Source organism: Roseomonas sp. 18066 (assembly GCF_902706185.1).
GTDB lineage: Bacteria > Pseudomonadota > Alphaproteobacteria > Acetobacterales > Acetobacteraceae > Pseudoroseomonas.
This window is the reverse complement of sequence record NZ_CACSJM010000160.1, coordinates 1-12,344: the sequence shown is the minus strand read 5'-3', so window position 1 is coordinate 12,344 and position 12,344 is coordinate 1. Positions and strand designations below refer to the sequence as shown.

The 12,344-nt window shown below is 73.2% G+C and carries 15 protein-coding genes and 1 pseudogene; 7 read left to right on the top strand and 9 right to left on the bottom strand.

Annotated elements, in window-relative coordinates:
• Window positions 1–213 precede the first annotated feature (213 nt).
• The 9 genes from fliP to flgF all read right to left on the bottom strand — a co-directional run bounded on the left by fliP (window position 214) and on the right by flgF (window position 6,912).
• A complete protein-coding gene (gene fliP, locus GVN67_RS24285) occupies window positions 214–957 on the bottom strand; it encodes a flagellar type III secretion system pore protein FliP (RefSeq protein ID WP_159999899.1) in 744 nt (247 codons plus the stop codon).
• On the bottom strand, window positions 957–1,256 hold the full coding sequence (locus tag GVN67_RS24280; RefSeq protein WP_159999898.1) for a flagellar biosynthetic protein FliO: 300 nt from the start codon (window positions 1,254–1,256) through the stop codon (window positions 957–959). The genes fliP and GVN67_RS24280 overlap by 1 nt, the downstream gene beginning before the upstream one ends.
• Window positions 1,257–1,613: 357 nt before the next feature.
• A complete protein-coding gene (locus GVN67_RS24275) occupies window positions 1,614–2,027 on the bottom strand; it encodes a hypothetical protein (protein WP_159999897.1) in 414 nt (137 codons plus the stop codon).
• Complete coding sequence (locus tag GVN67_RS24270) at window positions 2,024–2,419, bottom strand: rod-binding protein (protein WP_159999896.1); 396 nt, start codon at window positions 2,417–2,419, stop codon at window positions 2,024–2,026. The genes GVN67_RS24275 and GVN67_RS24270 overlap by 4 nt, the downstream gene beginning before the upstream one ends.
• 2 nt (window positions 2,420–2,421) lie before the next feature.
• Window positions 2,422–3,531, bottom strand: a complete 1,110-nt coding sequence (locus tag GVN67_RS24265; RefSeq protein WP_159999901.1) for a flagellar basal body P-ring protein FlgI — start codon at window positions 3,529–3,531, stop codon at window positions 2,422–2,424.
• Window positions 3,532–3,556: 25 nt separating this feature from the next.
• Window positions 3,557–4,303, bottom strand: a complete 747-nt coding sequence (flgH, locus tag GVN67_RS24260; protein WP_159999895.1) for a flagellar basal body L-ring protein FlgH — start codon at window positions 4,301–4,303, stop codon at window positions 3,557–3,559.
• A 14-nt stretch (window positions 4,304–4,317) separates the two neighbouring features.
• Window positions 4,318–5,331: a flagellar basal body P-ring formation chaperone FlgA gene (gene flgA / locus GVN67_RS24255; protein WP_159999894.1), complete on the bottom strand. Its 1,014-nt coding sequence runs from the start codon at window positions 5,329–5,331 to the stop codon at window positions 4,318–4,320.
• Complete coding sequence (gene flgG, locus GVN67_RS24250; protein ID WP_159999893.1) at window positions 5,331–6,119, bottom strand: flagellar basal-body rod protein FlgG; 789 nt, start codon at window positions 6,117–6,119, stop codon at window positions 5,331–5,333. The genes flgA and flgG overlap by 1 nt, the downstream gene beginning before the upstream one ends.
• A 43-nt stretch (window positions 6,120–6,162) precedes the next feature.
• The gene (flgF, locus tag GVN67_RS24245; protein ID WP_159999892.1) at window positions 6,163–6,912 is read right to left on the bottom strand and encodes a flagellar basal-body rod protein FlgF; all 750 of its coding nucleotides are present in this window, start codon (window positions 6,910–6,912) and stop codon (window positions 6,163–6,165) included.
• A gap of 295 nt (window positions 6,913–7,207) precedes the next feature.
• Between flgF and GVN67_RS24240 the strand changes: the two genes are divergently transcribed.
• From GVN67_RS24240 to GVN67_RS24210, 7 genes and pseudogenes are all read left to right on the top strand, one after another.
• Window positions 7,208–7,663, top strand: a complete 456-nt coding sequence (locus tag GVN67_RS24240; RefSeq protein ID WP_235035456.1) for a flagellar basal body-associated FliL family protein — start codon at window positions 7,208–7,210, stop codon at window positions 7,661–7,663.
• Window positions 7,660–8,982 carry a flagellar motor switch protein FliM gene (gene fliM / locus GVN67_RS24235; protein ID WP_235035455.1) on the top strand — a complete coding sequence of 441 codons (1,323 nt, stop codon included), beginning with the start codon at window positions 7,660–7,662 and terminating at the stop codon, window positions 8,980–8,982. Before GVN67_RS24240 ends, fliM begins: the two co-directional genes overlap by 4 nt.
• Window positions 8,979–9,434 (top strand): DUF6468 domain-containing protein, encoded by a 456-nt coding sequence (locus tag GVN67_RS24230; protein ID WP_159999890.1) that lies wholly within the window; start codon window positions 8,979–8,981, stop codon window positions 9,432–9,434. The genes fliM and GVN67_RS24230 overlap by 4 nt, the downstream gene beginning before the upstream one ends.
• Window positions 9,431–10,192 (top strand): MotE family protein, encoded by a 762-nt coding sequence (locus GVN67_RS24225; RefSeq protein ID WP_159999889.1) that lies wholly within the window; start codon window positions 9,431–9,433, stop codon window positions 10,190–10,192. The genes GVN67_RS24230 and GVN67_RS24225 overlap by 4 nt, the downstream gene beginning before the upstream one ends.
• A gap of 69 nt (window positions 10,193–10,261) precedes the next feature.
• Window positions 10,262–10,648, top strand: coding sequence for a chemotaxis response regulator CheY (locus GVN67_RS24220; RefSeq protein ID WP_076957986.1), 387 nt, complete (start codon window positions 10,262–10,264; stop codon window positions 10,646–10,648).
• Window positions 10,641–11,198, top strand: a complete 558-nt coding sequence (locus GVN67_RS24215) for a hypothetical protein (RefSeq protein WP_159999888.1) — start codon at window positions 10,641–10,643, stop codon at window positions 11,196–11,198. The genes GVN67_RS24220 and GVN67_RS24215 overlap by 8 nt, the downstream gene beginning before the upstream one ends.
• Window positions 11,182–12,344: pseudogene (locus GVN67_RS24210) on the top strand (hypothetical protein); the annotation flags it as partial. The gene GVN67_RS24215 and the pseudogene GVN67_RS24210, both read left to right, overlap by 17 nt.

Genomic DNA, 12,344 nt, shown 5'->3' with positions numbered 1-12,344 from the left:
GGGCAGGGTCGGTTGCGACATCAGCCCTCCCGTCCCATCGCGGGGCGGGCGCGGAGGGCGGCGGTGTGTGCCGGCTGCGGCCATGGAGTCGCGGGCGACATCGTTCTGATCCTGGAGGCGGGCACGGCCATGGCGCAGCCTGCGCAGCCGAACATCGCCAGTTCGTTAACCGGGAAATTAACGCGGGGGTTCACCCGGAGGGGGGGCATCGGGTCAACCACCGGCGGCAAATCCTTGCACCAGGCTGCCGGCCACCAGCCGCCAGCCATCGACCAGGACGAAGAAGATCAGCTTGAAGGGCAGCGAGATGGCGTTGGGCGGCAGCATCATCATGCCGAGGCCCATCAGCACGCTGGCCACGACGATGTCGATGATCAGGAAGGGCAGGAAGATTAGGAAGCCGATCTCGAAGGCGCGGCGCAGCTCGCCGACCATGAAGGCGGGGACGAGGGCGCGCCAGGGCGTCTGGTTGGCCGCGGTCACCGGCGGCAGGTTGCCCAGGTCGAGGAACAGCGCGATGTCGGCTTCCCGCGTGTTGGCCGCCATGAAGGTGCGGAACGGCTCGGCGGCGGCCTGCAGCCCGGCGATCTCCTCGATCTGGCCATTGGCCATCGGCTGCAGCCCCTGCTGCCAGGACTGCTCCAGCACCGGCTGCATGACGAAGAAGGTCAGGAACAGGGCGAGGCCGATCAGCACCGGGTTGGGCGGCACGCCGCCGGCGCCGATGGCGCTGCGCAGCAGGGAAAGAACGATGCTGATGCGGGCGAAGGCGGTGGCCATGACCAGCAGGGACGGCGCCAGCGACAGCAGGCCGATCAGCGCGGTCAGCTGCACCAGCCGCGTGGTGGCGCCGGCCTCGGTGGTGCCCATGTCGAGGCTGACGCTCTGCGCCAGCGCCAGGCCGGGCAGCAGCAGCACGACGGTCGCGGTCAGCGCCAGGGAGAGGGCGCGGCGCATCAGCCGGCGTCCTGTGCGCAGGCGCGGGGGAGATCGTTCAGGAAAAGGTCCTGCGGCCCGCCGGTGACCAGCAGCAGCTCGCGCCCGTCGCAGCGCAGCAGCAGCAGCCGGCGACGGGTGTCCAGCGCCAGGCTCTCGACCAGCACCAGCCGGCGGCCCTGGCCACGCGCCACGCCCGACAGCCCGCCGGGGACCCCGGGCGCGAAGCCGAAGCGCCGCGCCGCGCGGGCGGCCAGCAGCACCAGGGCCAGCACCAGGATCAGGGCGGCCAAAGCCGTCATCGCCGCTTGGTAGTTCATCCGCGACCTAGGCCTCCTGCCTTGTCCGAACCGCAATGCCAGGCCAGGGCGGCCTTCTGCCGCCGGCAAGATCTGGCCGCCGCAACTAACCAGCGGCCCGTTTCCCCGTTGTTAACCACTTTGTTTCGACGCCAGGGGGCAGGGTTGCGGCATGCGCCGGGGTGGCGCCAAGCGCCGGCCGCAGCATTTCCGCGGGTTTCAGGCGCTTAGGATGCTGCATTGCGGCGGGGCGAAAAGCCGGGAGCCAGGCCCTGGCCGGGCCAGGACCGGCCGGCCGGTTCACTATTTTTCAAAAAATAAACGCGCGACCCCGCCGGGCCGCGCGTGTGTCGTCTCAAATTCCGGAAGAAGCCCGGATCAGGCGCGCAGCGACAGCGCCATCGGCGCGGCGCCCAGCGCATAGGCGGCGGCCGGCACCGGCAGCACATGGCGGCCATAGCCCGGCGTCGCGATGGCCGGCTGGGCGGCGGCGCCGGCGATGGTCTCCAGCACGCGGCCCTGCAGCGCGATGCCCTGGCGCAGGGCGGCGCGGTTGGCCTCGACCTGGTCGCGCAGCCGGTCGACCAGCTGGGCCAGCTGGGCGCCGCCGGCCGCGGCCTCCTCCGGCGTCATCCGGGCGCGGGCGGCGACGAAGCCTTCCAGCGCCGCGATCTTCTTGCCCGACAGCGCCGCGGCGCCCTGCAGGTCGCGCGCCTCGAGGGCGGCCGTCTCGGCCAGGATCACCTCGGTCAGGGCCAGGGTCACGCGCTGCAACTCGATCACCGCCGTCATGGCTTTTCTCCGCTCGATCGCGCCTGCCCTTGGGACTGGAGGCGCATCATGTCGCGGTACACTGCATCTCCTATGCCAACGCCGCCGGCCTTCGCCATCTGCTTGCCGAATTGCTCGACCAGCATCGGCCGCCACTGCGCCTCGGCCGCGCCCCCGCCCATCGGGCCGTTGGTGGGCAGGGTCTCGAACATCGGCTGCAGCATGGCGCCCAGCATCTGCGCCTCGAATTCCTGCGCGGTCTTGCGCATCGCCTCGGGGCTGCGCGACTGCTGCGGGCGGGAAACCTGGCCGGCCGCAGCGGTCGTCCCGGCAGGATTCGTCCCGGCAGGACTTGCCGGGGTGGTGGCGATGGGGCGGGGGGCGGCAAAACCTGCCGGGCGGGTCTCGGCCATGCTCAGCGCACCTCCAGCTGGGCCTGCAGGGCGCCGGCCGCCTTGATGGTCTGCAGGATCGAGATCATGTCGCGCGGCCCGATGCCGAGGTTGTTCAGCCCGGTCACCAGCTCCTGCAGCGAGATGCCGCCGCGCATGATGCCGAGCCGCCGGTCGGACTGGTCGTCGATGTCGATGCCGGTGCGCGGCACCACCGCCGTCTGGCCGCCGGCCAGCGCATTGGGCTGCACCACCTGCGGCGCCTCGGTGACGCGGATGGTCAGGTTGCCCTGGGCGATGGCCACCGTGCTGATGCGCACATTGGCGCCCATGACGATGGTGCCCGAGGCCTCCTCGATGACGACGCGGGCGGCCTGGTCGGGCTCGACGCGCAGCTGCTCGATCTCGGTGGCGAAGCCCACCGGGTCGCGGCCCATCATGGAGACCACGACGGTGCGCGGGTCGCTGGCCTGGGCGGCGCCGGCGCCGGCCATGCGGTTGATCGCGGCCGCCACCCGCCGCGCCGTGGTCAGGTCGGGGTTGCGCAGCGCCAGGCGCAGGTTCGGCTTGTTGGCGAAGGTAAAGGGCACCTCGCGCTCGACGATGGCGCCGTTGGCGATGCGCCCCGAGGTCGGCACGCCGCGGGTGATCGAGGCCGCAGCCCCCCGCGCCGCGATGGCGCCGGTGGCGATCGCGCCTTGCGCCACCGCATAGACCTCGCCATCGGCGCCGTGCAGGGGGGTGACCACCAGGGTGCCGCCGGTCAGGTTGGTGGCATCGCCCAGCGCCGAGACGGTGACATCCAGCCGGTTGCCGTTGCGGGCGAAGGCGGGAAGGTTGGTGGTCACCATGACGGCGGCGATGTTGCGGGTGTCGAGCTGGTTTTCCTGGTCGCGGGTGTTGACGCCGAGGCGCTCCAGCACGCCGATCAGCGACTGCCGGGTGAAGGCGGCGCTGCGCAGCCGGTCGCCGGTGCCGTTCAGCCCGACCACCAGGCCGTAGCCGACCAGCTGGTTGTCGCGCACGCCCTCGATATCGGCGATGTCCTTGATCCGCACGCTGCCCTGCTGGGCGGCGAGCGGGCCCGCCAGCGCCGTCAGGGCCAGGATCAGCAGCAGCAGGGTCCGGAGCATCGGGCGCACGGTGGGGGGATCCCGGTCAGAAGGGCAGGATGACGTCGAGGAACTGCTGGCCGTAGCGCGGCGTCTGCACGTCGCTGACCGTGCCGCGGCCGCCATAGGCGATGCGCGCCTCGGCCAGGCGGTCATGGCGGACGGTGTTGTCGCTGGCGATGTCCTGGCTGCGGATCACGCCGCTGACCTGCAGCTCGCGCAGCTCGTGGTTGACCCGCACCTGCTGCCGGCCGGCGACCACCAGGTTGCCGTTGGGCAGCTGCTGCACGACGGTCGCGGCCACCCGCAAGGTCACCGATTCGGTGCGGTTGATCGAGCCGGTGCCCGAGCTGCCGGAGCCGCTGGTGGCATCGATCAGGTCGCCATTGCCGCCCGGCAGCCGCATCTGCATGCCCAGCAGCCGGCCGATGCCCATGCTCTCGTTGTTGGCGCGGCTGCGCTCGGTGGTGTTCTCCAGCGCGGCGCGGTCGGCGATCTGCACCAGCACGGTGACCAGGTCGCCGACGCCGGCGGCGCGCTGGTCGCGCAGGAAGGTGCGGCTGCCCGGCTGCCACAGGCTGTTGCTCTCCGGGATCGGCTGCTGCCGCGGCGGCATCGGCATCGAGATGTTGCGCAGGCCCTCGGCCATGCCGGGATTCTCGATCGGCGCCATCGAGGGCGCCGAGCCGATCTCGCTCAGCCGGGCCAGGTTGCCGCAGGCCGCCAGCGGCAGCAGGCCGAGCAGCAGCAGCGCGCGGAGGGAAGGGGAGAAGCGGGGGAAGCTCGGGGACATGCAGATTTTCCGCATCAACGTTGCGCCATGGCGCCGGGACGGCCGGGTTGCCCGGGCGTGGCACCCAGGGCCGGGCCGAGCGCGCGGACCCGGCCGGGGCCGATCACCTCGCCGGTCAGGGTGGTGCCGTTCAGCAGGTTCAGCACGGTGATCACCGCGCCGGGGGCGCCATCGGCCAGCGCCTTGCCGCGGGTGGCGAGCGACAGGCCGGCGCTCTCATGCACCAGCTCGACGGCGCTGTCGCGGGCGACGGCCAGCGCCGCGGCCAGCTCGGTCAGCGGCAATTGCGCGCCGGCGGCGATGTTGCGGGTGACGCGGGCGCCGATCGCGCGCTCCAGCGAGGTGGCCATGCCGGGGCGGACCCGCTCGGCGGCCAGGCGCTCGGCACGGACGTCGCGCGGGCCCAGCGTCTCGCCGGCGCGCAGGCTGCGGACGGCCACCACCACCTCGCGCATGGCGACGTTGCGGCCGGCCATGCGCTGGCGCAGCGTCGCCATGCCGTCGGCCAGCACCACCAGGGTGGTGGAGAAGCGGCGGCTGGCGGCATCGTATTCGGTGCCCTCGACCGCCAGGCGCGGATCGGCGCCGGTCGGCACCATCGGCGGCTGGAAGCCGACGAGCTCCAGGTCCAGCTCGGGATCGGCGCCGAGCGCGGAGAGCTCGGCGCGCAGCACCGCCTCGACCTCCTCGCGCGACAGCGGCCGGCCCGGGCGCTCGACCACGACGCGCTCGTCGCCGGCGAGAGGCTGCCAGGACAGGCCGTTGTCGCGGGCGATGATCGCCAGCTGCGGGCTTTCGACGACGAAGCGGCGGCCGGGGGCGGGGGCCGGGCCCAGCACCACGGTCGCCTTGGGGCCGAGGCCGTCGAACAGGTCGCCCAGCGTCACCACGCCGCCCTCGATCACCGCCTGGCCGCGCGGGGCGATCAGGCCCTGCGCCGCCACGGGGGCGGCGGCAAGGTTCGCCGCCAGGCAGAAAATGCCGGACAGGAGGGCGAGGCGGCGGAAGCTGCCGGGCGCGGGGGTCATCAGCCGCGCATCCGCGACAGGGTCGACAGCATCTCGTCGCTCGCCGTGATGACCTTGGAGTTCATCTCATAGGCGCGCTGGGCGGTGATCAGGTTGGTGATCTCCTGCACCACGTTGACGTTGGACGTCTCGACGAAGCCCTGCAGCACCTGGCCGTAGCCGACCGCGCCCGGGTTGCCGAGCTGCGCGTCGCCCGAGGCCGGGGTCGCCATCAGCATGTTGTCGCCGACCGCCTCCAGGCCGCCCTCGTTGGCGAAGACGGCGAGCTGCAGCTGGCCGACATTCTGCAGCGCGGTCTGGCCGTCCATCTTGGCCAGCACCTCGCCGGCGGCGTTGATGGTGACGTCGCGGGCGCCGGCCGGGATGGTGATGCCGCCGCCGACCTGGAAGCCGTCCACCGTCACCATGGTGCCGGCGGCCGACAGGCCGAAGGTGCCGGCCCGCGTGTAGGCGGTCTCGCCGGAGGGCAGCTGCACCGGGAACAGGCCGTTGCCGCGGATGGCGACGTCGAAGGTGTTCTCGGTCTGCGACAGGTTGCCCTGCTCGGAGATGCGGTAGATCGCCGCCGTCTTGACGCCGAGGCCGAGCTGCGCGCCGGAGGGCAGCACCGTGCCCTGGTCGGAGCTCTGCGAGCCGCCGCGGCGCAGGTTCTGGTAGATCAGGTCCTGGAACTCGGCGCGGCGGCGCTTGTAGCCCGTCGTGCTCATGTTCGCGATATTGTTGGAGATGACCTCGACATTGGTCTGCTGGGCCATCATGCCGGTGCCGGCGATATGGAGGCTGCGCATTTTCTTCAGTCTTTCCTGGGATCGAGCGGCGGGGGCGTAGCGGTTACTTGCGCTTCAGGATGCGCTGCACGCTGTCCGACAGCCGCTCCCCCTCGCGCTCGACGAACTGGCTGACGAACTGGAACTCCCGCAGCTCGGCGGTCATCCGGGTCATCTCGACCACGGCCTTGACGTTGCTGCCCTCGACCGAGCCCTGCACCACGGCCGGGCGCTGGATCGGCTCGGCGGCCATCTCCCGCGGCGTGGTGAACAGGCGGTCGCCCTCGGCCAGCAGCTTCTGCGGGTCGGCGAAGCGCACCACGCGCAGCTGGCCGATCGGGCCCTGCTCGGTGGCCACGGTGCCGTCGCCGCTGATCTCGATGCGGCTGGCGCCCTCGGGGATCTGCAGCGCCGTGCCGTCCTGCAGCAGCAGCGGGTTGCCCTGGGCATCGACCACGCCGGAATTCGGCGACAGGGCGAAACGACCGGCCCGGGTGTAGCGTTCCCCATTGGCGGTCTGCAGGGCGAAGAAGCCCTCGCCGGGCAGCGCGATGTCGAGCGGGTTGCCGGTGGCCTGAAGCGTGCCGGCCGAGAAGTCGCGCCAGGTGGCGCGGTCCTGGGTGAAGGCGACCTCGTGGCCGCCGACGCCGTTCGGGGTCTGGGTGCGGTCCTGCCGCGCCAGGTGCTCGGCGAAGACCATCTGGCTGGCCTTGAAGCCAGGCGTGTCGGCATTGGCGAGGTTGGACGCCACGACATCCTGCGCGCGCCGCTGGGCGGCGAGGCGGGAGAGGACGACATAACCGGGGGTGTCCATCGTGGCGCAGCTCCTGGTCGGGGACCGACGGAGCAGGGCATGGCAAGAGGCGTGCCAGCGCGGTCCGGATCGGCCGCGGCGGGGTGATTCCCTTTTGGAATCCCTGACGCCGCGGGGCAGGAGGTACCGGGCAATTATTACCGGATCATTGAGGCAAAAAATGCCGGTTCAAATGCCGTTAACAGACCCCGCTTAAGTCCCGGCGCATTCCAGGATGGAGTGGCCGGGCATGAGCGACGGCGCAGGGGCTGAAAAAGACGCCCCGAAACAGGTGAAGAAGGGCAAGGGCAAGCTGATGCTTGTGGCAGCCCTGGGTCTCGTGCTGCTGCTGGGCGGCGGCGCGGGCGGCGCCTGGTACATGGGGCTTCTGGCGATTCCGGGCCTGGGCGGCCATGCGGAAGGCGGCGAGGGGCAGGCAGCCTCGGCCACGCCCGCGCCGCAGCGCCCGCCGGTCTTCGTCGAGGTGCCGGAGATCATCACCAATCTGAACACCGCGGCCCGCCGGCAGACCTTCGTCAAGCTGCGCAGCCGGCTGGAAGTGGCCCTGCCCGAGGACGCCAAGGCGGCCGAGGCGGCCATGCCGCGGCTGATCGACATGTTCACCACCTATCTGCGCGAGACCCGCCCGGAGGAGCTGCGCGGCAGCGCCGGCACCCACCGGCTGCGCGAGGAGATGGTGGCCCGCGCCAATATCGCCGTCCGGCCGGGCGCCATCACCGACGTGCTCTTCGTCGAGGTGGTGGTGCAATGAGCGGCAGCGCGCCCGATCAGGACGGCGTCCCCCCGGCGGCCGGCGACGGCGACGCGGCGGAGCTGGACATGGCCGCGGCGATGGCGGCCCCCGAGGGCGGTGACGCGCCCGAGGCCAAGCCGGGCGACCCCTTCGACGACGACATGGCGGCCTGGGGCGCGGCGCTGGCCGAATCCGGCGACGCGACCGACGACATGGCCTCCGTCGGCGGCGATGACGGCTGGGGCGAGGCCCTGTCGGCCGCCGTGGGCGAGGCGGCCGCGACAGAGCCGATGGCGGTCGCCATCCCCGAGATCCCGCCCGAGCCGGCCCGGGTGCTGAGCCAGGCCGAGATCGACAGCCTGCTGGGCTTCGGCGATGGCGGCGGCGGCGACGACGACTCGGCCACCGGCATCGAGAAGGTGATCGCCCGCGGGCTGGTCTCCTACGAGCGCCTGCCGATGCTCGAGATCGTCTTCGACCGTCTCGTCCGCATCATGTCGACCAGCCTGCGCAACTTCACCTCCGACAATGTCGAGGTCTCGATCGAGGGCATCACCAGCCTGCGCTTCGGCGACTACCTGAACACCATTCCGCTGCCGGCCATGCTCGTGGTCTTCAAGGCCGAGCAATGGGACAATTACGGCCTGGTGGTGGTCGATTCGGCGCTGATCTACTCGGTGGTCGACGTGCTGCTGGGCGGCCGCCGCGGCACCACCGCCATGCGCATCGAGGGCCGGCCCTACACCACCATCGAGCGCGGCCTGATCGAGCGCCTGACCGAGGTGGTGCTGGCCGACCTCTCCGACGCCTTCGGCCCGCTGGCCGAGGTCGACTTCCGCTTCGAGCGGCTCGAGGTGAACCCGCGCTTCGCCGCCATCTCGCGGCCCTCCAACGCCGCCGTGCTGGCGCGCATGCGCGTCGACATGGAGAGCCGCGGCGGCCAGCTGCAGCTGCTGCTGCCCTATGCCACGCTGGAGCCGGTGCGCGAGCTGCTGCTGCAGCAGTTCATGGGCGAGAAGTTCGGCCGCGACTCGATCTGGGAGACCCACCTTGCGGAGGAGCTCCGGCAGACCGAAGTGGCGCTCGACGTGGTGCTGGACGAGCAGACCATGCCGCTGACCGACGTGGTGCAGCTGCGCATCGGCGACCTGATCACGCTGGGCGTCGGCCCCGGCGCGCCGGTGCGGCTGCGCTGCGGCGACACCTCGCTGTTCGAGGGCCAGGTCGGCGGCCGCAAGGGGCGCCTCGCGGTGCGCATCGACCGCGCGCTGCCGCGGCACGGCGCCGCCGGCGGGCTGCATCGCGACCTGAAAGAGCGGGCGGAGGGCGCGGCATGAACTGGATCGAATGGATTCTGCAGGCCGGCCTGGTGCTGGGCCTGGCCACCGCGCTGCCGGTGGCGCTGAAGCTGGAACGCGCGCTGACCGCGCTGCGCAAGGACCGCGCGCAGCTGGCCGCCACCGTCCAGGGCTTCACCGACGCGACGCGCGAGGCCGAGGCCGCCATCGCCCGGCTGCGCGCCGCCGCCGAGGGCGCCGGCCGCCAGGTCGCCGACCAGGTCAACGCGGCGCATTCGCTGCGCGAGGACCTGCGCTACCTCACCGACCGCGCCGAGGGGCTGGCCGACCGGCTCGATGCCGGGGTTCGCGCCAGCCGCCCGGCCGAGGGCGCGCCGTCGCGCGCCCCGGTCTCCTCCGCCGCGGCGCCCTCGCCGCGGCCGCGCGCCGAGCAGGACCTGCTGCGCGCGCTCGGACACAGCATCAGCCAGGGCCTGGGGCGCGGATCATGAATGTCGTCTTCGCCCTGCGCGGGCTGCTGCTCATGCTGACGGTGCTGCTGGGCATCAAGGGCGCCGCCCTGGCCGGGCTGCTGCCCGACTGGCCCCCGGCCGCGCTCGCCGCGACCCCGGGCGCGACGGAGGCCACCGCCCCGGCCGCCGCGCCGCAGCCGATGCGCGTCGCCGCCCGCGCCAATGCCCAAGGCAACGCCCAAGGCAACACCCAAGGTCCGGCCGAGACCCCGGCTGCCGGCACCGAGCCGCGCCGCGTCGCCGCCGTCCAGGCGCGGCCGGCCGCGCCGCAGCCGGTCTCGCCGCCGGTCGGCCCCGGCCCCGGCCCCGGCGCCGCGAGCCCGGCCCCGGGCTCGGACGACGCGGTGGCGCTGGCGCTGCGCGGCCGCCGCGAGCAGCTCGACGAGCGCGAGCGCATGGTCGCCATGCGCGAGGCGGTGCTGGCCGCCACCGAGCAGCGGCTGCAGGGCCGCATCGACAGCCTCTCCGGCCTGCAGTCGCGGCTGGAGGAGAACGAGCGGCAGATGAAGAACCGCGATGAGGCCCATTGGGCCAGCCTCGCCAAGCTGTACGAGACCATGCGCCCGCGCGAGGCGGCGATGGTCTTCAACGAGCTCGATCTGCCGCTGCTCGCGCAGATCGTGAACCGCATGCGCGAGCAGAAGGCCGCCCCGGTCTTCGGCGCGATGGAACCCGAGCGCGTCCGCGCGCTGACCGCCGAGCTCGCGCGCATGCGCGGCGCCCGGCCCGGGCTCTGACCGCGCGCGCACTGGACCGCCCCTGGCCTGCCGCCGCCACCACTTAGTTCCGCTGGAGAAGACGACCCCATGACTCTCGACCGCAACATCAAGGTCCTCGTTGTCGACGACTACAAGACCATGACGCGCATCATCCGCAACCTGCTGAAGCAGATCGACTTCCACGACGCGGACGAGGCGGCGGACGGCCACGAGGCCCTGGCCAAGCTGCGCAGCGGCAATTTCGGCCTGGTGATCAGCGACTGGAACATGCAGCCGATGACCGGCCTGGACCTGCTGAAGGAAGTGCGCGCCGACGCCCGGCTGAAGCACCTGCCCTTCATCATGGTCACCGCCGAGAGCAAGACCGAGAACGTGGTCGCGGCGAAGCAGGCCGGCGTGTCAAACTACATCGTCAAGCCGTTCAACGCCGAGACGCTGCGCGACAAGATCGAGAAGGTGATGGCCCATGGCTGACCTCGCCGCTGACCCTGCGAATGCCGCGATCAACGATCTGCGCGGCAATCTGACGGCGACCGCTGCCACCCTGCTGCAGGAGCTGGAGGAGGTCGGCCGCGTCATCGCCAATGCGCGGGCCGAGGTGATCGCGCTGCGCGCCGAGGGCCTCGACGACAGCGCCATCCCGACGGCGACCGACGAGCTGGCGGCGATCGTGCAGCACACCGCCCAGGCGACGCACGAGATCATCGACACCTGCGAGCAGCTGGAGACCCTGGCGGGCCAGGTGCCGCAGGCCGCCGATGCGCTCTTCGCGGCGACGACGCGCATCTACGAGGCCTGCGCCTTCCAGGACATCACCGGGCAGCGCATCGCCAAGGTGGTGACCGCGCTGCAGACCATCGAGAACCGCATCGGCAAGGCGCGGTCCAGCATGGCGGCCGCGAATATCCAGGCGCCGCCGGTGCAGACGCCGGCCGCGCCGCCGCCGGGCGACGGGCTGCTGAACGGCCCGCAGATGCCGGGGGCCGCCATCAGCCAGTCGGCCATCGATGCGCTGTTCGACTGACCATCGCCGCGCGCTGCGCGGATGCCCGGCCTGGGTGCTGGCGCTGCTGCTGGGCGCTGCCCCGCTGCCGGCGCTGGCCGCCCTGGCCGAGGCAGCCGCGCCGCGGGCGGCGTTGTCGGCCGAGCTCGACTTCCTGCGACCCGGGGCAGGGCAGGGCGCCTTTCCCCGCCTGGCCCAGGCCACCATGCCGGGGGCGGCCGACAGCGACGCGCCGCCACCGCAGGTCATGCCCTCCACCGGCCCTGGCGAGGCCGCCACCGCCACCGCCGCGCCGCGCCCCGCGCGCGCGCCCGCCGCCCGGGCGCCGGACCGCGTCACCGTGCGCATCGGCATCCATCCGGGCTTCGGCCGCGTCGTCTTCGAATGGCCGGAGCTGCCGGGCTATACCCTGGCGCAGACCGGCGACGAGGTGGAGCTGATCTTCGGCCCGGCCGGGACGCTGGCCTTCGAGGCCGCCGCCGTCCGCCTGCCGCGCAATGTCCGTGGCATCGAGCCGCTGCCCGGCGGCATGCGCCTGCACCTGGCCGAGGGCGCCCGCGCCCGCCATTTCGTGCTGGGCCGCCGCGTCGTGGTCGATGTGCTGGACCCGCCGCCGCCGCCGAGCCAGGCGCCGGCCCCGCGCGCCGCCGCGGCCGCCGCGGCGCCCACCTCGCAGCCGTTGTTCCCCCAGGCGCTGCCGCCCGGCGCCAACGCGCTGCCGCCGCCGGCGCCCGGCACCCGGCCGGGGCTAATCCCGCCCGGCACCGCCGTCGGCCGCGCCGGCACCGCCACGCCCCAGGCCGCGGCCCCGCCGCCGGTCGCCCCCGGGCCGGCCCCGCGCGCCCCGGCGCCGCAGGTGGCGGCGCCGGTGGCGCCGCAGCCCATGCCGCCGCAGCCCGTGCCGCCGCCGGCCGTGGCGCCCCAGGCGGCGGCACCCGCCGCGCCGTCCCCGCGCGGCCGCCCGCCGGCGCCGCGCCCTGGCGAGCCGCAATTGGCCCCGCAGGCCTCGATGGACGCGCTGACCGCCATGGTCGAGCGGCTGAGCGAAGGCGCGCCCGCCCGCCCGGCCGCGCCGCAACCGGCCGCGCCGATTCCCGCTGCCCCGGCGCCGCTGGCCCAGATGGCGCCGCAGGCGGTCGTGCCGCCGGTCGCCGTGCCGCCCGCGGC